Origin of the sequence: Streptomyces sp. CB02366, from assembly GCF_001905905.1 — a bacterium.
In the GTDB taxonomy this organism is placed as follows: Bacteria; Actinomycetota; Actinomycetes; order Streptomycetales; family Streptomycetaceae; genus Streptomyces.
Genome location: NZ_LIVT01000001.1, coordinates 450,482 through 472,913 on the forward strand (window position 1 = coordinate 450,482; position 22,432 = coordinate 472,913).

At 73.6% G+C, this 22,432-nt stretch carries 18 protein-coding genes and 1 pseudogene; 7 read left to right on the forward strand and 12 right to left on the reverse strand.

Annotation, left to right across the window (positions count from 1 at the left end; translation table 11 throughout):
- The first annotated feature begins 4 nt into the window (after positions 1 to 4).
- Positions 5 to 241: a hypothetical protein gene (locus AMK24_RS33885; RefSeq protein ID WP_158072143.1), complete on the forward strand. Its 237-nt coding sequence runs from the start codon at positions 5 to 7 to the stop codon at positions 239 to 241.
- 86 nt (positions 242 to 327) lie between these two features.
- On the opposite strand, the gene AMK24_RS01940 is transcribed toward AMK24_RS33885, so the two are convergent.
- The 3 genes and pseudogenes from AMK24_RS01940 to AMK24_RS01950 all read right to left on the reverse strand — a co-directional run.
- Positions 328 to 1,143: a MerR family transcriptional regulator gene (locus AMK24_RS01940; protein WP_199876348.1), complete on the reverse strand. Its 816-nt coding sequence runs from the start codon at positions 1,141 to 1,143 to the stop codon at positions 328 to 330.
- A complete protein-coding gene (locus AMK24_RS01945; RefSeq protein ID WP_073764284.1) occupies positions 1,136 to 1,672 on the reverse strand; it encodes a VOC family protein in 537 nt (178 codons plus the stop codon). Before AMK24_RS01945 ends, AMK24_RS01940 begins: the two co-directional genes overlap by 8 nt.
- Positions 1,673 to 1,732: 60 nt before the next feature.
- Positions 1,733 to 2,035 (reverse strand): annotated as a pseudogene (locus tag AMK24_RS01950) (alpha/beta fold hydrolase); the annotation flags it as partial.
- Between the two features lie 216 nt (positions 2,036 to 2,251).
- Between AMK24_RS01950 and AMK24_RS01955 the strand changes: the two are divergent.
- Entirely contained in the window at positions 2,252 to 3,040 is a 789-nt protein-coding gene (locus tag AMK24_RS01955; protein WP_073764286.1) for a M15 family metallopeptidase, read from the forward strand.
- A gap of 335 nt (positions 3,041 to 3,375) precedes the next feature.
- Positions 3,376 to 4,446, forward strand: coding sequence for a hypothetical protein (locus AMK24_RS01960; RefSeq protein WP_073764288.1), 1,071 nt, complete (start codon positions 3,376 to 3,378; stop codon positions 4,444 to 4,446).
- 159 nt (positions 4,447 to 4,605) lie between these two features.
- Here AMK24_RS01960 and AMK24_RS01965 read toward each other — a convergent pair whose 3' ends face one another.
- The 3 genes from AMK24_RS01965 to AMK24_RS01975 form a co-directional block, all read right to left on the reverse strand.
- Complete coding sequence (locus AMK24_RS01965; protein ID WP_073765601.1) at positions 4,606 to 5,046, reverse strand: hypothetical protein; 441 nt, start codon at positions 5,044 to 5,046, stop codon at positions 4,606 to 4,608.
- A 114-nt stretch (positions 5,047 to 5,160) separates the two neighbouring features.
- The gene (locus AMK24_RS01970; protein WP_073764290.1) at positions 5,161 to 6,753 is read right to left on the reverse strand and encodes a DUF6056 family protein; all 1,593 of its coding nucleotides are present in this window, start codon (positions 6,751 to 6,753) and stop codon (positions 5,161 to 5,163) included.
- An 8-nt stretch (positions 6,754 to 6,761) separates the two neighbouring features.
- Entirely contained in the window at positions 6,762 to 8,366 is a 1,605-nt protein-coding gene (locus tag AMK24_RS01975; protein ID WP_073764292.1) for a glycosyltransferase, read from the reverse strand.
- Positions 8,367 to 8,618: 252 nt separating this feature from the next.
- Between AMK24_RS01975 and AMK24_RS01980 the strand changes: the two genes are divergently transcribed.
- Together AMK24_RS01980 and AMK24_RS01985 are read left to right on the forward strand one after the other, a co-directional pair.
- On the forward strand, positions 8,619 to 10,718 hold the full coding sequence (locus tag AMK24_RS01980; RefSeq protein WP_079190395.1) for a TPM domain-containing protein: 2,100 nt from the start codon (positions 8,619 to 8,621) through the stop codon (positions 10,716 to 10,718).
- Between the two features lie 272 nt (positions 10,719 to 10,990).
- Positions 10,991 to 11,704 carry a PspA/IM30 family protein gene (locus tag AMK24_RS01985; protein WP_073764294.1) on the forward strand — a complete coding sequence of 238 codons (714 nt, stop codon included), beginning with the start codon at positions 10,991 to 10,993 and terminating at the stop codon, positions 11,702 to 11,704.
- 47 nt (positions 11,705 to 11,751) lie between these two features.
- On the opposite strand, the gene AMK24_RS01990 is transcribed toward AMK24_RS01985, so the two are convergent.
- The 5 genes from AMK24_RS01990 to AMK24_RS02010 form a co-directional block, all read right to left on the reverse strand.
- Positions 11,752 to 14,319, reverse strand: coding sequence for a SpoIIE family protein phosphatase (locus tag AMK24_RS01990; protein ID WP_073764296.1), 2,568 nt, complete (start codon positions 14,317 to 14,319; stop codon positions 11,752 to 11,754).
- A 214-nt stretch (positions 14,320 to 14,533) separates the two neighbouring features.
- A complete protein-coding gene (locus AMK24_RS01995; protein WP_073764298.1) occupies positions 14,534 to 15,055 on the reverse strand; it encodes an ATP-binding protein in 522 nt (173 codons plus the stop codon).
- Between the two features lie 185 nt (positions 15,056 to 15,240).
- Positions 15,241 to 15,645, reverse strand: a complete 405-nt coding sequence (locus AMK24_RS02000; protein ID WP_073764300.1) for an NUDIX hydrolase — start codon at positions 15,643 to 15,645, stop codon at positions 15,241 to 15,243.
- Positions 15,646 to 16,065: 420 nt separating this feature from the next.
- The gene (locus AMK24_RS02005; RefSeq protein ID WP_073765605.1) at positions 16,066 to 16,266 is read right to left on the reverse strand and encodes a hypothetical protein; all 201 of its coding nucleotides are present in this window, start codon (positions 16,264 to 16,266) and stop codon (positions 16,066 to 16,068) included.
- Positions 16,267 to 16,511: 245 nt separating this feature from the next.
- Positions 16,512 to 17,264 (reverse strand): GntR family transcriptional regulator, encoded by a 753-nt coding sequence (locus AMK24_RS02010; RefSeq protein ID WP_073764302.1) that lies wholly within the window; start codon positions 17,262 to 17,264, stop codon positions 16,512 to 16,514.
- Positions 17,265 to 17,657: 393 nt separating this feature from the next.
- On the opposite strand from AMK24_RS02010, the gene AMK24_RS02015 reads away from it, so the two are divergent.
- Complete coding sequence (locus AMK24_RS02015) at positions 17,658 to 19,058, forward strand: glycoside hydrolase family 18 protein (protein WP_073764304.1); 1,401 nt, start codon at positions 17,658 to 17,660, stop codon at positions 19,056 to 19,058.
- Positions 19,059 to 19,152: 94 nt separating this feature from the next.
- On the opposite strand, the gene AMK24_RS02020 is transcribed toward AMK24_RS02015, so the two are convergent.
- The gene (locus AMK24_RS02020; protein WP_073764306.1) at positions 19,153 to 20,736 is read right to left on the reverse strand and encodes a S8 family peptidase; all 1,584 of its coding nucleotides are present in this window, start codon (positions 20,734 to 20,736) and stop codon (positions 19,153 to 19,155) included.
- A gap of 267 nt (positions 20,737 to 21,003) precedes the next feature.
- Between AMK24_RS02020 and AMK24_RS02025 the strand changes: the two genes are divergently transcribed.
- A complete protein-coding gene (locus AMK24_RS02025; protein ID WP_143203684.1) occupies positions 21,004 to 22,266 on the forward strand; it encodes a pyridoxal-phosphate dependent enzyme in 1,263 nt (420 codons plus the stop codon).
- The last annotated feature ends 166 nt before the right edge of the window (positions 22,267 to 22,432 follow it).

Sequence of the window (22,432 nt, forward strand, 5' to 3'; positions counted from 1 at the left end):
CGTCGTGAACGAACTGATCGTCGGGGACGGAGGCGCCTGCAAGCAGGCGGCGCAGGCAGGCACGGTTTTCGCGGGAGGCATACGCCTTCTCGGCCCGCACGCGATCGGGGCGGACGCGTGGTCGGGCCGCCCGAGGCGGGGCACACGGATCTTCTCCAGCACCGGTTCGAGCGGTGGTGAGTCGCCGCGCCGCCTGGCCGTCACCGCGATCGCCATGGGTTTCGTCCCCGCTCGTCCCTGAGTCGTCCCCGGGATCTCCCCGGCCCCGTGAACCGTGATCGTTCACAGCACAGGATCCGCTGCGTGCCGCCTCGACGTGCGGGCCCGTCAGGCTGCTCCCCCGTCCCAGGTCGCGGTGTCCGGGTCGAGGCCGTGGGCGCGCGCGTCGGCGTCGACGAGGCGGCGGAACCAGGTGGCGAGGCCGGGGCGGACGCCGTCGTAGTGGGCGGCGAACCCCGGATCGTCCTCGTACATGCGGGCGAGGCAGACCTGCATCTGCCTGGTGAGGGGGAAGTTCGCGGCGAAGACGTCGCGGTGCCGCTCCACGAGGCGCTGTGCTTCCGGGCTGCCGGGGGCCACCCCGGCGTCCATCGCCTCTCCGAGGGCCCGGTCGAGGGCAGCGATGTCGTCGGCTACGGCCTGCCACTCCTCCGGGGTGCGGGAGGCCGAACGTTCGGCGTACTGCCGCCACTGCGTGGTGTCCCCGTAGAGCCGGCGGGCCTTGACCGACCCCTCCGGATCCCACTGCGGGCCGAAGATCTCGGCCTGCTGCTCGACGGTCAGCAGCAGGCCCCGCTCCTGGGCCTCGATCATCCGGTCCAGTCCGCCGATGAGCTGCCGGAGGCGGTCGATCCGTTCGGCGACCTGGGTACGTTGCGCGCGCAACGCACCCGGTACGTCGGTGGCCGAGTCGTCCAGGACGGCCCCGATCCTGTCCAGGCCGAGGCCGAGCTCGCGGTAGACGACGATGCGGTGCAGGCGTTCCAGGTCACCGGCGGTGTAGAGCCGGTATCCGGCGGCCGTGCGCAGCGAGGGCCGTGCCAGGCCGATCTCGTCCCAATGGTGCAGCGCGCGGACGGTCACGGGCAGACGCGCCGAGACCTGGCCGACGGTCAGGCCCTCGGCGTCCGGTGTCTCAGCCATGCTCCTCATTGTCGTCGTCCTCGTCGCCGGGCGGGGTGATCCCCATGGCTTCCAGGTTCCGCGCCTCCTGAGCGGCCGGGTCGAAGGGCTTCGCCGCGGTGAAGACGATCCGGGCGTTCTCGGGCGTGATCACCTCCACGTCACGGGTGTTCCAGGGCGTGTCACGCGGGCCGTCCACCGCGTCCGGGCGCAGCGCCCGGCACGCCTCGGCGAGGGATTCGACCTGGCTGAGGACGCCGGAGAAGCTGAAGCTCATCGCCGGGGGCTGGTCCGGAACGCTCTCCGCCGCGATGAGGAGCACGTCCTGGAACGCCCATCGGCGCAGGTGCACCAGCGTGCCGGGGACGCCGAACAGCTCGAAGAACCCGAGGCCCCGGGTCCAGAAGTCCACCGACTCCGCCAGGTCGGTCGTGGGGATCGAGACGAAGGAGGGCATGCCGTAGATGCCGTGGAACGGCTCCGGCGGAACCGCGTCCGGGCCGGGGGCGGGTACGGGGCTCATCTCGAAGGCGTTGTAGTAGTCGCTCATGGGCCCCACTGTCGAGCCTCACGCAACGTGAGGGTCAAGCCGGAACCGTGAGGTGTTCTCCGAAGCGCCGACCTGGTCGACCCGAGCGGCGATGTCCTCGATCTCACGGTCGACGGCGTAGGCGTCGGCATCACCGCTGGCCCCCCGGCCGCGCCGGTCGTAGTCGACCACGGTGAAGTGCTCGGTGAGCAGCGCGGCGAGCTTCACCGTGTCGGAGCGGTCGGCCGGCGCCGACGCCACCAGAACGACGGCGGGCCCGCTGCCCGACCGTTCATAGGCGATCTCGGTGCCGTCGGCGGACACAGCGACAGCGCCGGCCGCCCCTCCCGCGCCGGACGGAGAGCGGTCGTGGTCTGCGGTCATGGGTGACTCCCGGTCTACGTAGGGCAAGGGCGACCGGCGCGGTCGTCCTCATGCAGACCTCCGCACCGCCGAGAACTCCTCGGTGAGCGGAGAGATCAAGAGCACGGCCCACACCTGGCAGCATGTTGACATGAGCTTGACACTCACAGGGCCGCCCCCGAGGCTCGGAATCCCCCAAGAACCATGGACAGCTCGACGACAATGAGGTGGAGACCCATGCGATCACGCCCCATCGGATTCCTCGTCTCGGCCATCGCCGGCGCGGCCCTCGCGTTCGGCGGCACGACCACCGCCTCCGCGGGCCCGTCCCCCGCCCCGGCCCCGGCCCCCGGCTCCGCGTCGGCCACGGACGTCGGTACGGCCGACGCCTGTTACACCTGGAGCGGAACCCTCCGTGAGGGCTCCAGCGGCGAAGCCGTGCGCCAGCTCCAGATCCGGGTCGCGGGCTATCCGGGCTACGGCAGCCAGATCGCCATCGACGGACAGTTCGGCCCGGCCACCAAGGCGGCGGTCGCCCGCTTCCAGGCCGCGTACGGGCTGGCCTCCGACGGCATCGCCGGCGCCCAGACGTTCAACAAGATCTACCAGTTGCAGGACGACGACTGCACGCCGGTCAACTTCACCTACGCCGAGCTGAACCGCTGCAACTCCGACTGGTCCGGGGGCAAGGTCAGCGCCGGAACCGCGCGCGCCAACGCCCTGGTGACCATGTGGAAGCTCCAGGCGATGCGGCACGCGATGGGCGACCGGCCCATCACGGTCAACGGCGGCTTCCGCAGCGTGTCCTGCAACAGCGCGGTGGGCGGCGCGACCAACAGCCGCCACATGTACGGCCACGCGGCGGACCTCGGCGCGGGCTCCCAGGGCTTCTGCGCCCTCGCCAAGGCCGCGCGCAACCACGGCTTCACCGAGATCCTCGGCCCCGGCTACCCGGGCCACAACGACCACACCCACATCGCGGGGGGCAGCGGGCGCTTCTGGTCCGCGCCGAGCTGCGGCATCTGAGGCCCGGGAGGGGCGGGGCTTCCCGGCGGGAGGCCCCGCCCCTCCGCGTACGGCAAGCGGACCCGGGCCCTCGGGCAAGCTCGTCCCCGACGTCCAGCTCCAGGACCGCCTGCCCCCACCGAAGGCCGTCAGCCCCGCACCCGGCAGGACGCCGAAGGGCCGCGCCTCCAACACCTTCCGCCCGTACGCGGGTTCCGGGGCTTCCGCCTCCCTGCTCCACCTCGTCTCCGGGGAAGGACGGGACGAATCTCCGGGGAAGGACGGGACGGGCGTCGCCTCCCCGCCGCCCTCCCGCCGACGCCGGGCCCCCGGACCGGCCCGCTACTGTCTGCCGCATGGAGAAGAACACGATCCCGCGCGGACGGTGGCTCGACGACGACGTCTTCCGCACGCTGGTGAAGGAGGTCGTGCCGCTGCGGCCGGACTCGTGGACCCTGGCGGATTTCGCGCGGGCCACGGCCGGGCTGGGCTGGGAACTCCGGGAACCGAGGACCGTCGGGGACAGGATCTGGCACAGGTTCGCCCCGCGGAACGGCCCCTCGTACGGGTACGGCACCCTGGTCGCCGACGCGTCCGCGCCCGAGCGGATACGCAGCCTGAACGTCAGCCTCGTCGACCTGCCCGAGGAGGACGTCTTCTCCGTCGCGGGCCGTACGCGCGCCGCGTGGTGGGTCATGGAGGAAGAACTGGGCCCGCCCGCCATGTGGGGAGGCTACTCGGGCCCGTGGATGCTGTGGCGGCGCCCCGGGGCCGACGCGCCCGGCGGCCCCCGGCCCCACGGCCTCCCCGATCTCCTGCTGCACGGGCACGACGACGGCCGGATGAGCCTGGACCTCCTGCCGCCCGGATCGGACGCCGACACCGTCGGGCGGGCGAGCGTCCGGGGCCGCTGGTACGCCGCCCAGCCGTCCCACCTGCCGCCCGACCCCCTTTCCGCCGCACCCCATCGGCCCGCCACCACCTGGGAAGACGTGGAGAAGCGCCTGACCCGGGCCCTGGGGTCCCTCAACCGCTGCGCGCCGTTCTTCCCCGGCAGGTTCATCCTGCACCTGGGGGCGTCCCGTGATCCGCAGCGCTTCGTCCAGTGCTGGAGCCAGGACCTGAGCCTCGTCATCGAGGCCACCGGCTACCTCCACCACCCGGACTCGGCCAACCCCGCGCACCTGGCCCGGAACGGCTGGGATTTCTCCCGCTCGATCTGGCAACGCCGCTTCCCCGACGCCATGGAGGACCGCGAGCAGGCGGCGGCCACCGCCGCCCGCATGCTCATCGAAGAACTACGGTGCCTGGGCGTCGAGTTGGCGGATCTGTCCTACGACGGCACGATCAGCGGACGCGGCCAGGGCTTCCACCTCGAACTCCCGGACCTGGGCATCCCGCGCGTCCACCAGCCCGTCGACGGCTGAGGCGAGCACGCGTCCCGAGGTGTTCCCGCCACCGGCGCCGCCGCACGGTGGCGGGCCGCTGTGCCGGCGCCCCGGCCGACGAGGGGCGGCCGCCCCGGTGTGCTCGGTGCGCATCCCGGTCGCCCCACGGCCCGAGGGACACGATCCCCGGCCGGAGTCCTACAGCGTCATACGGCAGTAGAGTCCCTGGCCGTGCGACCGGGCCGCTTCGGCCAGGGCCGCGAGCTCGTCGAGGAAGTCCGCGAGGTGGCGGGCGTCCGCGGCCCCGTAGAACTCCTCCGCCCGCGACCACGGTACGGATATTTCGGCCAGCAGCTCGCGGGGGGCGTCCGCCAGAGCGTCGCGCACCTCGTCCGGCAGGGTGACGATCCACGTGCTCTCCGCCTCCGGACTCGTCACCAGGTGAGCGAACCGGGGGTGTCCGACGACGGCTTCGACCGGTGTGCGCATCAGCAGCGCCACCGCGCTCCCGAGGAGGACAACGGGATCGATCGTCTTCACCCAGACCGTGGCGAACCCCGCGTCATCAGGCCCTTCCGCACAGGCCGAGGCCGCTTCCCGATCACCTGGAGCACGGAAGTAGTCGAAGAAGACGCCCATGCCGAGAAGTCTCGCAAGAGGCTCTGACAGCCGGCGAACGGCCGCGGTCGTCGGCACGGGCGGAGGGGGGCCGACAGCGGCTTCGGCCGCCTCCGCGCCGCCCCGGCGGCAGGGTCACGATCCGGGGCCGCCGTGCCGGCGAGGGTGTTCCGCACGACCGTCCGTGACCCGGTCGATTCGGTAGAAGTCCGCGACGCAGCCGCCGGGCCAGTAGGCGCGTCCGCCCCGGCTGAACGGTTCCAGCATCTGGCTGATCACCAGGCGCTCGTACGGCAGGACCCGTTCGCCCTTCGCCGCTCCCTCGCGCAGTCGGCGGTCCTGCGCGTCCCACTTCCCGGCCCGGTCCCGCAGCGCCGTGCCCAGGTGGTCCAGGGCGACGGCCGGGCCCACGCAGACCAGGACGCAGAGGGCGGCGCACACGACCTTCGCCGGGTTCGCGGTGCGGGGGGCATGCCGGCGGAAGGCCAGGCCCAGCAGGGCTCCCGCACCGACGAGGAGCATCACGTACAGCAGGAGGTAGTCGTTCCACAGCCGGTTGGCGCTCGCATCGCTCACCCGCGCGCCGAACACCGGGTAGGCGATGACCGTGCAGAGGTAGCCGGAGACCAGGAGCGCGAGCACCCCGGCGGTGGTGAGCAGCGGCCAGTGCGCGGGCGGGCGGGGCGTCGTGCCGTCCGCCCTCCGGCACAGCAGCCCCAGCAGCACGCCCGCCGCGACCGCGCCGACGTACTGCCAGGTGGTGACCACGGTGACGGTGATCTCGGCGAACGCCCGCAGCGACGCGGCCAACGAGTCCGAGGCGAGCAGGGACGTGGTCTCCGCGCCGAAGCGCTCCCTGCGGTTGCGGGAGCCGGGCGAGGTGATGAGGACGAGCGCCCCGGCCGCCGTTCCGGCGAGGCCCGCCGCGCACCACAGCCGGACGAACCCCCGGTGCGCCGCGGCGACGGTCCGGCCGGAGACGAGGAGCGCGGCCAGGAGCACCGCCACCACCACGATCGCCGTCTCCTCCGACAGCGTGGCGAGGAAGGCCGCCGCGACCGGGGCGACGGCCACCGCGAAGGCGCGCCCCCGGCGCGAGCGGGCGAGCAGGAGCGGGATGAGGGCGGCGCAGGCCAGGACGGGCGGCAGGGTGTGCGAGACGGACGCGGCGGGCCAGTAGAACGTCTTGTACGTGTTCGGCGTGGCGAACAGGAAGAGCGCGGTGGTCATGGCCGCCAGGAGGAGCGGCAGCCCGTGCGGGGTGCGCAGACCGGCCCGGCGCAGGGCGAGGACGGCCACCGCCCACAGCACCGCGATCACCAGGGCCCCGCTGACCACGGGGAACCACTGGTGCCCGGCGACCTGGAACTTCGCGTACGCCCCGACCAGCAGCGCGTTGGCGACCCGCCCGTTGTCGTCGAGGTAGAACTTCCCGACCAGGCCGCCGACCCCGTCGTCCCGTACGAGCGGCAGGAAGCACCAGTCGTCCGCGCCGGGCCGCACCCATCGCCCGAACCAGGACGCGGCGGCGAGGAGGGCGAGGGGCGGGAGGGCGAGGGCGGTCACCCACAGGGCGGTCCAGGGGCGGCCGGAGGGGGGCCGGTCCCGGTCCCGCCCGGTCCGGTCCCGCCCGGTCCGGTCGGACTCCGTCGCGCGCCCGGTCCGGTCGGACTCCGTGGCGCGCCGCGGGCCGGTCGGGTCGGCGCTCACGGGTACGTCGTCGGGCATCGCGGCCCTCACCGGTCCTGGGACGAGCGGGTGGGCAGCGGCGCCGGGGCGGGGCGGCCGGGCGCCGTTTCCGCCGCGCCCCCCGCCCCCTCCGCCGCCTCCGTCCGCGTACCCGTACCCGCCTCCGCCGCCGCTTCCGCGCCCGCCCCCACCCCCGGCTCCGCTTCCGCTCCCACCGTCGCCTCCGGGGCGGCGGCCTCCCCGGTCTGCCCCGAGGTGATCGCCCAGCGCGCCAGCAGGAACGAGACCGGGGTGACGAGGACGCCCGCCGCCAGCGCGGCGAGGTTCTTGTCCATCCCGAGGCCGCTGACCGCCCCGTAGAGCAGCGCCCCGGACGCCACCAGGTTCACCAGGCTGGAGAGCGGAAAGCGGACGAAGCCGCGCCAGGTCGGCCGCGTCCGGCAGGTGACGTAGGAGTTGAGCAGGAACGAGCACACGACGCTGATCACGTAGCCGACGACATGGGCCGCCAGGTAAGGGATCCAGCGGTTGAGCGTGGCGTAGACGGCGAGGTAGACGGCGGTGTTCACGCATCCGATGAGGACGAAACTGGTGAACTGGCGGAGTGTGCGCGTCCGGCCGGGACGGGAGACGGCGGGTTCCGCGGTGACGGCGGTGGAGTGCGCCACCACCCGTTCACCGGTGAGGGCCGGGCGCCTCGGCGGGCCGTCCGGCAGCACGCGGCAGGTCGCGTCGGTCTCCCGCACCACGTACGGCGGCCGGTGCTTCGCCTCGTGGTAGATGCGGCCCACGTACTCCCCGATCACCCCGAGCGTCACCAGCTGGATGCCGCTGAGAGCGACGACGGCGGTGAGCAGGGTGGCGTACCCCGGGGTGTCCGCGCCGTGCAGGACGACGCCGACGACCGTCCACAGGGCGTAGGCCAGGGCGGAGACGAAGACCCAGAAGCCGGTGTAGATCGCGAGGCGGAGCGGTCGGTCGTTGAAGGAGAGCAGGCCGTCGATGCCGTAGTTCAGCAGCCGTTTGCCGCCCCACTTGGAGCGGCCCGCCGCCCGTTCGCTGTTGCGGTAGCGGAAGGTGACCGTGTCGAAGCCGATCCAGGAGAAGATCCCCTTGGAGAAGCGGTTGCTCTCGGGGAGGGACAGGACGCTCTCCACCGCCCGCCTCGACAGCAGCCGGAAGTCCCCGGAGCCGTCGATCAGCTCCACGTCCATGCAGCGGCGGACCAGCGCGTAGTAGGTGTGGCTGAGGGTGCTGCGGAGCATGCCCTCGCCCGAGCGGTCGCGGCGCGGGATGACCTGGTCGTAGCCGTGCCGGTGCAGCTCCAGCATGCGGGGGATCAGCTCGGGCGGGTGCTGGAGGTCGGCGTCCATGATGACCACGGCGGCGCCCCGCGACATGCGGAGACCGGCGAGCATGGCGGCCTCCTTGCCGAAGTTGCGGCTGAAGGCGGTGTAGTGGACGCGCGGGTCGCCGGCCGCGATGGCGCTGAGCAGCGGGCGGGTGCGGTCCCGGCTGCCGTCGTCCACGTAACAGATCTCGAAGCTGTCCCCGAGCCGGTCCAGGACGCCGAGGAGGGTGGTGTGGAAGGACTCGATGACCTCGGCCTCGTCGAAACACGGCACGACGACCGACAGCTGAAGGCCCGCCACACGTCACCTCCGGACTTCGCTCCTCAGCACCTGCGGGGCCTCGGGTACCGGGCCCGGAGCGCGCCACGTTCGGCCCCATCTGACGACGGGCGGCGGCCTCCGCCTCTGCGCACACGCACGGGCGGACCGCTTTCCCGCGCCCTTTCATGCGAACAGCCGACGCGGGCCGGGGGCCGTTCACGCGGTCGGCGGCGTGAGCCGGGGGGGGCCGCCAGGTCGCGGGGGCACAGGAGCGCACATAGCCTCGCAAAGGTGACATCTTCACCCCTGTCGCGGGTCGCCGCCCCGCTGGCTCTGCTGCTCGCCGTGTGCTGGCCGGTGCTCCCCGCCGCCGGGGCCGCCCGCGCCGACGACCCCGTCGAGCTGTCCCGGGACGGGCAGATCACCGACCGGGTGGGGGCCCTCGGCGACCGGGCAGGGCAGGTGGAGGACGCCCTCGACCGGTTGTACGCCGAGCAGCGCGTCCAGCTCTTCGTGGTGTACGTACGCGACTTCTCCGGCCGGTCCGGGCAGACCTGGAGCGACGAGACCGCCGACCGCAGCGGCCTCGGCCAGGACGACGTGCTGCTCTCCGTCGCCACCCACGACCGCCGGTACGGCTACTCCGTCGACGCCGGGGCGCGACTCACCGACGAGCAGCTGCGGGACGTGGCGCGCACGGCGATCGAACCCGCACTGCGGGAGAACGACTGGGCGGGGGCGGCGATCGGCGCGGCCGACGGATACGCCTCGTCACTCGCCGGACGCCCCGTGACCGCGCCCGCCGTCACCCCGGGGCCCGCCGACCCCGGGGCGGGCGCATCCGAGTCCATCGGAGCGCGCGACTACATCCTTCCGGGGGCGGTCGTCGTGGGCGCGGGCGCGTTCGGCCTCTACGCGTACGCCCGGCGCAGACGGCGTACGGCGGCCCGTACCACCCCGGCGGCCACCGGCTGGGGGCGGACCGCGGGGACGGACGGTGCGCCGGAGCCGCCGACGCCGCTGCCGGAGCTGGACGCGCGGACCCGGCAGGTGCTGGTGGACACCGACGACGCGGTGCGCACCAGCGAGGAGGAACTCGGTTTCGCCACGGCCCAGTTCGGCGAGGAGGCGGCGAAGCCGTTCACGGCGGCGCTCGCGCGGGCGAAGGAGGAGCTGACGCAGTCCTTCCGGTTGCGCCAGCGGCTCGACGACGCGTTCCCCGAGGACGACCCGGCCCGCCGCCGGATGCTGGAGGAGATCCTGCGGCGGTGCGCTGCCGCGGACGAGGGTCTGGACGCCGTCTCCGAGGACTTCGACCGGTTGCGCGCCCTGGAACGCGACGCTCCGCGGGCCCTCGCCGCCGTGACCGCCGCCCACCGCGACCTCACCGGCCGGATCGCGGCGGCCGGGTCGGCCGTCGCCGAGCTGCGGGAGCGGTACGGGGAGCGGGTCGCCGCGCCCGTGGCCGCCGACGTGGAGCAGGCGCAGGACCGGCTCGCCTTCGCGGACTCGGCCGTGGAGCGGGCCCGTACGGCGGTCGAGGGCGGCGAGAACTCCCGGGCCGCCGTGTACATCCGGGGAGCCGAGGGCGCGGTGGGCCAGGCGGGCACGCTGCTGGACTCGGTGGACCGGCGGGTGGCGGAGCTGGACGAGGCCGTGGGGAGACTGGCCGCCGCGCTGACCGAGACGGAGACGGACCTCGCGGACGCGGGCGGGCTGCTCGAAGGGGCCGCCGAGGGCGCGTCGACCGCCGATCTGCGCGGCCGGACCGCCCGCGCCGAGGCCGTACTCGCCGATGTGCGGAACGCGGCGGCGGCGGGGCCGTACGACCCGATCGACGCGCTGCGCCGGGTGGAGGAGGCGGACGCGGCGCTGGACGAGGCGCTGGCGGGGGCCCGGGACCAGGAGCGGGGCGAGGCGAAGGCCCGCGCCCTCCTCGATCAGGCCATGCTCGCCGCCCGGTCCTCGGTCGGGGCGGCGGCGGACTACGTCACGACGCACCGGGGCGCGGTCGGCAGCGGGGCCCGCACCCGGCTCGCGGAGGCGCAGCGGCGGTGGGAGCGGGCCCGGGAGCTGGCGTCCTCGGACGCGCGGGGGGCGCTGGTCGAGGCGCGGCAGGCGGATGCGCTGGCCGGGCAGGCGCTGGCCCTGGCCGAACAGGACGTACACGGTTTCCGCTCCCCGCAGGGCCCGGGCGGAACGGGCGTCGGAACGGGTGGGGCCGTGCTCGGCGGCATCCTTCTCGGCGGCCTGTTCGGCGGCGGGGGACGGGGCGGGGGGTACGGGGGCGGGTTCGGCGGAAGCGGGCGGTCCGGGGGCTTCGGCGGGACGCCGGGCAGCTTCGGCGGGGGCGGGACCCGGGGCCGGCGGGGCGGCGGGGGCCGCTTCTGAACGACGAACGGGGACGGGCGAGGACCCCCGGCCCGCGCCTCCCCCAGCGGATCGCACACCGCACACCGCCCACCCCCGACAGCCGAGACCGACCACCGGCTACCGGCCATCGAGACCGACCGCTGACCGCCGACTGCTGACCGCTCCCTCCGGCCAACGACCGCCGCCCGCCGCCCGCAGCTCACCGACCACCGACCGCCCCGTACCCCGCCACCCGCCACCCGCCGGTAGGACCGCCCCGTACCCCTGCTCGCCCCCCAAGGAGCCGTGCCATGACCAAGCAGACCATCCTCGGCCGCGTCACCCAGCTCGCGAAGGCCAACGTCAACGCCCTGCTCGACCAGGCCGAGGACCCTCGGAAGATGCTGGACCAGCTCATCCGCGACTACACGGACAACATCGCGGAGGCCGAGCAGGCCGTGGCGGCCACCATCGGCAACCTCCGGCTGATGGAGGAGGACCACCGGGAGGACGTGGAGGCGGCGGCCGAGTGGGGCGGCAAGGCGCTGGCGGCCAGCCGGAAGGCCGACGAACTGCGCGGCGCCGGGGCCTCGGCGGACGCGGACAGGTTCGACAACCTGGCGAAGGTCGCGCTCGGCCGGCAGCTCCAGTCGGAGCGGGAGGCGAGGGCGGCGGAGCCGACGATCGCCGCGCAGACCGAGGTCGTCGGCAAACTCAGGAGCGGGCTCGACCGGATGAAGGTCCAACTCTCCGAGCTGACGGCCAAGCGCGACGAGTTGGTGGCGCGGGCGACGTCGGCCCGGGCGCAGAACCGGATGATGGACGCGGTGAGGAGCGTCGACGTCCTCGACCCGACGAGCGAGCTGGGCCGCTTCGAGGAGAAGGTGCGGCGTGAGGAGGCGAAGGCCCTGGGGAGGCAGGAGCTGGCCGCCTCCTCGCTGGACGCCCAGTTCGAGGAGTTGGACGCCCTGGGCGACAGCGCGGAGGTGGAGGCCCGGCTGGCGGCCCTGAAGACGGGGGCGTAGACGGGCCGCGGGCGGGGCCGGGGGCGCGCCTCCGCGGACCGGCCGCGTCAGTACATGCTCAGCAACTGCTCCACGGAGAGTTCGGCGGCCGGTTCCCCGTCCGGAAGAGCCAGTTCGAACCAGACGGTCTTGCCGCGCGGGGTGCGCCGCGTCCCCCAGGCCGCGCTGAGCAGCCCGACCAGCTGGAGGCCGCGGCCGCCCTCGTCGGTGTCGCGGGCGCGGCGGCGGCGCGGCTGGACGAGACCGGCGTCCCACACCTCGCAGACCAGGGTGCGGTCGCGCAGCAGCCGGAGCCGGATCTCGCCCTCGCCGTAGCGCAGGGCGTTGGTGACCAGCTCGCTGACGAGGAGTTCGGTGGTGTCGACCAGGTCGTCGAGGTCCCAGGCGAGGAGCTGGGTACGGGCCAGCTCGCGCGCCCGCCCCACCGACCGGGGTTCGCGCGGCAGCGTCCAGTCCCCCACCGCCTCGGCGGGCAGCCCCTGGATACGGGCCATCAGGAGCGCGATGTCGTCCTCGCCGTGCCGGGTGTCGAGGGTGGAGAGGACGAAGTCGCAGGCGTCCTCCAACTCCATCTGCGGGCCGGTCAGCACGGACCGCAACGCCTCCAGCCCCTCGTCCAGCGCCTGGTCCCGGGACTCGACCAGGCCGTCGGTGTACAGGGTGAGCAGGGCGTTCTCGGCCAGCTCGACCTCGACCTCCTCGAACGGCTCCCCGCCGACGCCCAGCGGCATGCCGGGCGGTACGTCGATGAGGCGGGCGGGCTTGCCGGGCTCGACGACGGCCGGCGGCATGTGCCCGGCGTTGGCGATGGTGCACCGCCGGGTGACCGGGTCGTAGACCGCGTACACGCAGGTCGCGAGGTACACCTCGGAGAGGTCGGCCTCGCGGGACTTCTGCGCGGCGCGGGAGGGCCACTGCGCTCCCCCGCTGCCGCCGAGCCCCTCGCTGCGCTCGCCGCCGCCCGGGGAGCCGAGGCCGCGGGCGACCTCGTCCAGGGCGTACAGCACTTCGGCGGGTTCCAGGTCGAGGAGGGCCAGGGTCCGTACGGCGGTGCGCAGTTCACCCATGGCGACGGCGGCGCGCAGCCCGCGCCCCATGACGTCGCCGACGACGAGGGCGGTGCGGTGGCCCGGCAGTTCGATCACGTCGAACCAGTCGCCGCCGACCTCGGTGGCGGCGTTGCCCGGCAGGTAGCGGCAGGCGATGTCGAGTCCGGCGGCCTCGGGGTCGCCGGGGGGCAGCAGGCTGCGCTGGAGGATCAGGGCCCGTTCGTGTTCGCGGCGGTAGAGGCGGGCGTTGTCGATGCAGACGGCGGCGCGGGCGGCCAGTTCGGTGGCGAGGCCCCGGTCGCGCTCCCCGAACGGCTCGCTGCCCTTCGTACGGGAGAACTGGACGAGGCCGACGACGGTGTCGTGGGCGACCATCGGCACGGCGAGCGTCGACTGGACGAAGCCCATCTCGTCGCCGGGGACGTCCTCGGCCCGGCCGGAGCGCAGCGCCATGGCGCAGGGCGAGCCGAACGGGTAGCGGTGGACGGAGCCGAGCGCGGGCGGCACGTCGTCCGGGCCCGGGGCCCCGCTGCCCGCCACGGCGGTGGGCAGCGCGTCGGCGACCGCGCTGGCGTGGGCCACCCGGCGCAGTTCGGCCGAGCCGCCGGCGGAGTCGCGGTGTGCGGAGGCCCAGCTTCCGGGCGCGGCCTCCTCGCCGGTGAGGAGCCCTTGGTAGAGGTCGACGGAGGCGAGGTCGCAGAAGCCGGGGACGGCCACGTCGAGCAGTTCGCGGGCGGTGGTCTCCAGATCCAGGGAGTTGCCGATGCGGGCGCTGGCCTCGTTGAGGAGGGCGAGGTTGCGGCGGGCGCTGGCCGCCTCGCGGGCGGCGATGTGCCGGCGGGTGACGTCGGTGGCGAGTCCGGCGACGCCGACGGGCCGGCCGGCTCCGCTGTGCACCCGGTAGAGGTTCATGGACCAGTGGCGGCGCTCGACGGTGTGGGGCGCGGGGCCGACGAGTTGGAGGTCGGTGACGGACTCCCCGGTCTCCAGGACGCGTTTCAGGGTGGCGGTCAGCCGGTCGGCCTCGCTGCGGGGCAGGTAGTCCTCCACCGTGCGGCCCCGGTGGTCCTCGGCGGTGCCGCCGAAGACGGTGGCGAAGCGCTGGTTCGCCCGGACGACGGCGAGGTCCGTGCCGAACAGCACGAAGCCGAAAGGAGATTGGCCGAATATGGCTTGGGAGGCGGCGAGGTCCGTCTCGATGCGGCGCAGGGCCCGGACGTCCACGACGATACAGAGCGCGGCCCGCTCCCCCCGGCCCGTCAGGCTCGGCATCACGTAGACCTCGGCGAGGCCGTGCGCCCCGCCCTCGCCCGGCATCCGGAACGGGACCAGGCCCGTCCACTCCTTGCCGTCCAGGATCTCGCCGACCCGCCGGTGTCCGCCGGAACGCAGCTCGGCGGGCATGAACGCCTCCACCGGGTCGCGGCCGACCGCCTCGGCCGAGGTCATGCCGAACAGACCGGCGGCCCGGCTGCTCCACTGCTCGATCAGACCGTCCGGCCCGATCGAGAAGGAGGCGACCTTGATGTGGTCGTAGATCGAGCCGGGCGGGCTGCTCTGCCACACGACATCGCCGGCCGTCCCGCCGACATCGCCCGTTGTCCCAGGTATTTCGCTCACGCGACCGTCCCCTCCAGCTCACGCACCGGACCGGTCCTGCCCGCAGTATTCAGCACTACGGCCCCGACCGACACGGCGTTCACGATCACAGCAAGGTCTCAGTCCCTTTCAGCCAGGTTCTTCCCGACCCCGGGTGATCGCTGTGCTTCCCTCCACTCTCCTAACCAGGGAGAGCCAGCTCGAACCACACGGTCTTGCCGGTCTTTCCGCGACGGGTTCCCCAGCGACGTGCGGAACAGGCCACGAGCTGGAGTCCCCGGCCGCCCTCGTCGTCGGGCCCCGCACGGCGTTCGGTGGGCGGATCCGGAAGCGGATCGGAGACTTCCACCAGCAGTCCGGGGGCGGAGGGAGGGCGGTCGGCGAGCGGGACGTCGGCGAGCGGGCCACCGCCCCCGACCGAGCCCCCCACGCTCCGGCCCGCTGCGGCCGGGCCTCCGGCGAGCGCGAGGTCCTCCTCCGGATGCGAGCGGACCAGGCGTACGCCGATGGGGCCGGAGGCGTACCGGAGGGAGTTGGTCACCAGCTCGCTGACCAGCAGGACCGCCAGGTCGCCCACCGCCGCGTCGAGCCCCCAGGAGCAGAGGGCGCCGCGTACCGCGTGCCGGGCGCTGCGTACGGAACCGGGCTCGCCCTCGAAGGTCCACGCGGCGCAGTCGCCTTCGGTATCGATCACGCCGATCACTTCCCAAGGACGGCCACGGACGCACCCTGCGCAAATGGGGACTAAAAGCCACATACCCATCATTTACGCCCCGCTACCGCCCCCTACGGCGTTTGATGCGGACGGCCGTACACACCCGCGCCCCGCAGGTGCCGGCAGAAGCGGTCGGGCCGGGTCCGGGGCGCGCGCCGTACCGGACGGCCGGGTCAGAGCAGGGAGCCCGCCGCCTTGAGGTCGTCGAAGAGGAGCCGGTCCACGGGCGGTACGAGGGGCCGGTCCGCGAAGGAGAACCAGGCCGTCTCCTCGATCTCGCCGCTCACGGCGAGCGTGCCCCGGTAGTCGCCGTAGTAGCAGCTCATCCGTACGAGGGCGGCGTCGGGACGGTCGTCCACGGGGGCCTCGTACGTACCGGCGTGGACGACGGTCTCCCGGATCAGGCCGACCGTCAGCTCCTCCTCGACCTCCCGCAGAAGGGTCTCCAGGTCGGTCTCCGCACCCTCGCGCTTGCCGCCCGGGATGTAGAAGACGTCCTTGCCCCGGGGCCGCGCGCAGAGAATCCTGCCGCCCTCGATCAGCACCCACGCCACCGTGTCGATCAGCACCGACGCCACTCCGTCATCACTCCGCCCCGCTCGCCGCGTCCTTGACGGCTTCCGCGCCGCCGGTCGGGCCGGACCTTACCGCCCGGGCCCCCGGCGCACCGCATGCGCCCGCGGGACGGGCGTCGGGCACGTCAGGCGCGGGCGGCATGGACGGCGGGCCCGGCGAGGGCCACGGCGCGGACGCCGCAGGGGCGCGGGGGCGTACACGGGCGCGGGGACATGCCGTTCCACGATGAGCGGCGCTTTCTCCAGCAGGGGGCGCACGCGGGTGCGCGCGCATGCCCCGCGCCTCGCGCCTCACACCCCGCGCTCCGCGTCAGACCCCCGCACCGCACGCCGGGCACCGCACATCGAGCGCCCGGACGCCAGGACCAGGGCGCCCGGACGCCAGGGTCGAGGCGTCAGGGGCGAGGCGTCAGGGTCGAGGCGTCAGGGCCGAGGCGTCTGGCCCACGCGCTCCACCCGGTAGACCTGGTGGCGGTGGCGGTCGTCGAGGCCGTCCGCGACCTTCTGCGCCTCCGCCTGCGTGGCGTACCGGCCCACCCGGTAGCGGCCTCCGCCGTCGTCCTGCCGTATCACCAGCCAAGGGAGCACGGCGCCGCTGTCGCTCATCGTGCCGCCCCCTCGCATATCGCCCCTCTTCCCGCCGGCGTGCCCGTCTCTGACCATCCCCAGGAAACCGCAGTGCGCATATGCCCGAGCGTACGCCTGACCTTCACGCAGCGCAGGCGTCTTTACACGAAGAGGTACACATCCGGCCATCGCGAAAGGGGCGCATCCGCAGAATGCGCCCCTACGCGTCCTCTCGACCCCGGTGACTCACCCGCCCCGGGCGTCACCGCCCCTGACAGGACCTCGCCCGGCCGGGGGGAGCCTCACCGGACGGGCAGGTGGTAGGCGACCCGGTACCGGTCGGCCGGCACCACCACGTCGGCCGTCTCCACGGCCCGGCCCGAGGCGTAGTACGTGCGTCCGATGACGATGACCACGTGGCCGGGCACGCCGCCGAGCGCCAGGAGCTCCTCCGCCAGCCCCGGGCGCGCGCCGACCTCTTCGGCGACGTTGTCCACCACGATGTCGATCGCGGCCATCCGGTCGACCACCCCGCAGCCGCCCAACGGGCCCTCCTCCGGCAGCATCACGGGCGTCCGGCCGGTGACGGCGAGCGGCTCCCAGGAGGTGGAGAGCATGACCGGCTCGCCCGCCTCCCGGAAGACGTAGTGGGTGCGCATCACCCGGTCGCCGGGCTCGATCCCCAGCCGCCCCGCGATCTCGGGACTCGCGCCCTCCTGCTCGCTGCGGGACTCCCAGGTCCCACGCGCCCCCTCGGCCGCCTGCTCCTGCCGGAAGGGGCTGGACCCCTTGTCCGGCCGGTATCCGGAGCGGGCGATCCTGCGGGGGACGGGGCGCTCGCGCACGTACGTTCCGGAGCCGGACCGCCCCTCGACCAGCCCCTCCGCCATCAGCACCTTCCGCGCCTCCAGGGCGACGGTGTCCGAGACCCCGTACTCCTCCCGGATGCGGGCCTGCGACGGCAGGCGAGTGTGGGGCGGCAGCGCACCATTGACGATCTTCTCCCTGAGATCGCTCGCCACGCGCAGATAGGCGGGCTGCTCACCGAAAGTCACAGGCCACTCCCAACAGGTTGACAGTCTGCGACAGCCTGGCAACCGTGGGTTGTACACCGCAAGCATGGGCCAAGGTTTCACTCAATGTGGTGATCTTGCGAGGGCTCAGGCATAACCCGCACGTGAACGCCAGAGCAGAACCGGCCGATCCCCGCCCCCGAGGCCGCCCCGAACCGGTCCGCAGTCACGCGGGGCCGCCCCGGGCCTCCGGAGCCGCCCGGAACCTGCCCCGTTCCGCGGCGCCCCACACGGCCGCCGACTTCGACGCCCGCGACCTCTTGACCATTTTTGGTCCAGACCAATACCTTCCTGTGCACAGCACGGCTCCCGTTTTTCCTCCCGCTCTCCTTCCGTTCTGCCTCCCGCACCGGATCACGCACAGGAACGAGCCCCATGCGTCGAAGCAACCTGTCCCGAATGACCGTCGCCGGCGTCTCCCTCGCCCTGCTGGCGGGCGTCGCTCCGGCCGCCGTCGGCCACGACCGCGGCAACGGCGGCGACCGCGGCGAGGGCCACCACCGCCCCGCGTACAAGAGCATCGGCTACTTCACCCAATGGGGCGTCTACGGACGCGACTTCCAGGTCAAGGACCTGGACACCAGCGGCGCCGCGGCCAAGCTGACCCACATCAACTACGCCTTCGGCAACGTCAGCGCCGAGGGGAAGTGCTTCACCGGCAACGTCCCCGGCCAGGCCGACGCCTGGGCGGACTACGCCCGTCCGCTCGACGCGGCCGGCTCGGTAGACGGCGTCGCCGACACCGACACCCAGCCGCTCGCGGGCAACTTCAACCAGCTGCGCGAGCTGAAGGCCAAGCACCCCGGCCTCAAGGTCATGATCTCGCTGGGCGGTTGGAGCTGGTCCACCCACTTCTCCGACGCGGTCCGCACCGCCACCTCCCGCAAGGCGCTCGTCTCCTCCTGCATCGACCTGTACATCAAGGGCAACCTCCCGAAGGACGGGGCGCGCGGCGGCGAGGGCGCGGCGGCCGGCCTCTTCGACGGCATCGACGTCGACTGGGAGTGGCCCGGTTCGGCGGCCAACGAGGGCACGGTCTTCCGACCGGAGGACAAGAAGAACTTCACCGCCCTGATCCACGAGTTCCGCACCCAGCTCGACGCCCACGCGAAGAGCGAGGCGAAGGCCGGGCGGAAGGCGGGCGAGGGGAAGGGCCGCGGGCGCCACAGGCCGAAGCCCAAGCACTACGACCTGTCGGCGTACGTCCCGGCCAACCCGAAGGCGATCGACGCGGGCTTCGACGTGAAGCGCCTCATGAAGGACTTCGACTTCGTCAACATCCAGGGGTACGACCACCACGTGTCGAGCGAGAAGAAGACGGCCCAGCAGTCGGCCCTGTACGCGCGGGACGACTTCAGCGTCGACCGGACCGTGCGCGACTGGGTGCGGCGCGGCGCCCCCAAGCACAAGATCGTGATGGGCATGCCGACCTACGGCCAGGGCTGGACCGGGGTGAGCGGCGGCGGCACGGGCATGGGACAGCCGGCGACGGGCCCGGCCCCGGCCACCTGGGCGGCGGGGTACGAGGACTACAAGGTCCTGAAGAAGCTGGCCGCTTCGGGCGCGTACAAGGTCCACCGGGACGCGAAGAACGGCCACGCCTGGCTGTTCGACGGCACCACCCTGTGGACGTACGACGACCCGCAGGTGCTGCGCACGAAGGCCGCGTACATCCGCGAGGAGGGTCTCGGCGGGGCGATGTTCTGGTCGCTGGACGGGGACACGGAGAACGGTGAGCTGATCACCGCGGTCGACCGCGGGCTCAACCGCCGCTGACGGGGCCCCGTACGCCGGAGGGGCCGGGGCGGTCGCGTGACGCGACCGCCCCGGCCCTTCTCACGGGGTTCGGTGGTTCACCGCCGGGGCGGGATCAGAACTGGAGCGCCCAGCTGTTGATCCGGCCCGTGTCGGCGCTCGCGTTGTCGCTGACCCGGAGCTTCCAGGTGCCGTTGGCGACGACGGAGGAGGCGTTGACGGTGTACGTGGTGACCACGTTGTCGCTGCTGCCGCCGGAGCCGTACGCCTTCAGGTTGAAGACCGTGCCGTTCGGGGCGACCAGGTCGATCTTCAGGTCGCCGATGTAGGTGTGGGAGATGTTGACCGGGACGCTCAGCGCGGCCGGGGCGTTGCCGGTGATTCCGGAGACGGTGACCGGGGACTCGACGGTGGCGTTGTCGTTGATCGGGTACCCGGTGGTGTTCTCGAACTTCTTGCCCGGCGGGTTGGTGCTGCCCGCGCCGACGTACAGCAGGCGGTTGGGCGAGCCGGTGCCGGGGTTGGTGACCACGTTCGGGGTGGCGGCGGCGACGAGTCCGGCGGAGACCTGGGCGGGGGTCGAGCCCGGGTTGTCGGCGAGGTAGACCGCCGCCGCGCCGGCCACGTGCGGGCTGGCCATCGACGTGCCGGAGATGTTGTTCGTCGCGGTGTCGCTCGTGTTCCACGTCGAGGTGATCGAGGAACCGGGGGCGAAGATGTCCACGACCGCGCCGTAGTTGGAGAAGCTGGAGCGGGCGTCGGTGTTGGTCGTCGAGCCGACCGTGATGGCCTCGGCGACGCGCGCCGGGGACTTGGTGTTGGCGTTGGTCGACTCGTTGCCCGCCGCGACGGCGTAGGTGATGCCGGAGGCGATGGACCGCTGCACGGCCGCGTCGAGGACCGCGTCCGCGCCGCCGCCGAGGCTCATGTTGGCGACGGCGGGCTTGACGGCGTTGGCCGTCACCCAGTCGATGCCGGCGACGACCTGGTCGGTGGTGCCGGAGCCCTGGTTGTTCAGGACCCGGACGCCGACGATCTTCGCCTTCTTGGCGACGCCGTGGGCGGTGCCCGCGACGGTGCCCGCCACGTGCGTGCCGTGGCCGTGGCCGTCCTGGGCGACGTTGTCGTTGTCGATGGCGTCGTAGCCGTTGAAGGCCCGGCCGCCGAAGTCGCTGTGGCTGATGCGCACCCCGGTGTCGATGACGTACGCGGTGACGCCCTCACCGGCCTTGTCGGGGTAGGTGTAGCGCTGGTCCAGCGGGAGGCCCCGCTGGTCGATCCGGTCCAGTCCCCAGGAGGGCGGGTTGGTCTGGGTGGCGGAGACCGTGAAGGTGCGGTTCTGCGAGACGGAGGCGACGGCCGGGTCGGCGGCGAACTTCTTCGCCTCCGCCTCCGACGCCTCGACCGCGTAACCGTTGAGGGCCGCGCGGTAGGTGCGCTCGATGCTCGCGCCGTACTTCTTCGCGAGGGCCCTGCCCTGGGCGGAGTCCGCCTTCGCGGCCGACTCCTTCAGCGTCACGATGTAGCTGTCGCTGATGGTCCCCGGCGCGTCCGCGTTCAGGATCACGCCTTCGGGGGCGCGCTCGGCCGCGGTCGCCGGGAGGGCGGCGGTGGCGAGCGCGACGGCGGCTGCGGTGGCTATGACGGTCGCCGCGGCGAGTCTTCGACGGGCCTGGGGGGTGTGACGCGTCACTGACATCTGAGGGGTCCTCCTCATCGGCGGTGCTCTGGTGGGGGGTGGTGCGGTGGTACGGGGGCAGTGCGGTGGAGCCGGAGCCGCAGGGCCGAACCCTGCATGGGCATGACAAATCAGCCATTGCGGCGCACGGCGTACCGCGTCGTCCGGGAAGCGGCCCGCCCTGCTGCCAGCGAAAGATTGACCGATCCATGGCGAACTCACAAGAGCGCCTTGAGACGCTCCATACGCACGCCATTCACCCGCCATATGCCTGACATGCTGGGCGACATGACGAGCTATCGGTGTCCGAAGGACGGGACGCGGTCCGATATCACGGCTCTGACCTGGTGCTGTCCGGCCTGCCGGGGCCCGTGGGACCTCGACTTCGCCCCCACGCGAGGCGTCGGGGCGAACGCGTTCTCGGGGCGGACCGATTCCTTGTGGCGTTACAAGGAATTCCTCCCGCTCCCCACCCCGGCGATCTCCCTGGGCGAGGGACGCACCCCGCTCGTCCCCCTCACGGACACCGTCTCGGCGAAGCTCGACTTCCTCATGCCGACGCGCTCCTTCAAGGACCGCGGCGCGGTGGTCCTCGTGGAGCTGGCCCGGCGGCTGGCCCCGGACCGGGTCGTGGCGGACAGCTCCGGCAACGCGGGCGCGTCCGTCGCCGCGTACTGCGCGCGGGCGGGGCTCCCGTGCACGGTGTACGTCCCCGAGGGCACGCCGGCCGGGAAGACCGAGCGGATCCGGGCCCACGGCGCGCGCCCGGTCGCGGTCCCGGGCGGCCGGGAGGCGGCCGCCTCGGCGGCCCGCGCGGCGGCGGACGGACCGGGGGTCTTCTACGCCTCGCACGTCTTCAACCCGTACTTCCTGCACGGCGTGAAGACGTACGTGTACGAGCTGTGGGAGGAGCTGGGCGGACGGCTCCCGGACACGCTGGTGGTCCCGGCGGGCAACGGCACGCTGCTGCTGGGCGCGGCCCTGGCGGTCGCCGAACTGCGCGCCCTGGGGCTGGTCACGGCCCGCCCCCGGCTGGTCGCCGTCCAGGCGGAGGCGGTCTCCCCGCTGGCCGCGGCCTTCCGGGCGGGCGCGGAGGACCTGCTCCCGGAAGGCGCGAGGGGTGCGGTGGACCTGCTCCCGGAAGACGTGCCGGGCGCGGAGACGGGCGCGGACCCAGGCGCGGAGACGCCGCCTCCCGGGGACGTGGCGGGCGCGGAGGGGCCGCCTCCGGCCGCTCCCGGGACGGCGGTCCCGGGCGGATCGGACGCCGTGCCCGCCGCCCCCACCCTCGCGGAGGGCATCGCGATCCCCCGGCCGCCCCGCGCCCGCCAGATCCTGGCGGCGGTACGCGCCTCGGGCGGCGTCTTCCTGACGGTGTCGGAGGACGGCATCCGCGCCGCCCAGCAGGACCTGGCGGCACGCGGCCTCTTCGTCGAGCCGACCGGGGCGGTCGGCTGGGCGGCGGTACGGGAAGGGGGCGACGCGGTCCGGGGGGAAGCGGTGGTGCCGCTGTGCGGGGCGGGGCGGAAGACGGGGACGGCCGCCGGGTAGGCGGCGCGCTGCGTCCGACGCACGCCGCCCCGGGGCGGGACCTGCTCCATCCGGCGGGCCGGCGGCCCCCGGCGCGGGGCGGGTACGGGCGGTCCTGCGCGCCGTGGCGGCCTACCGTGCGGACCTCTCCCCAAGGACTGTCCCGCAATTCCCGGCGGGCGCGCGA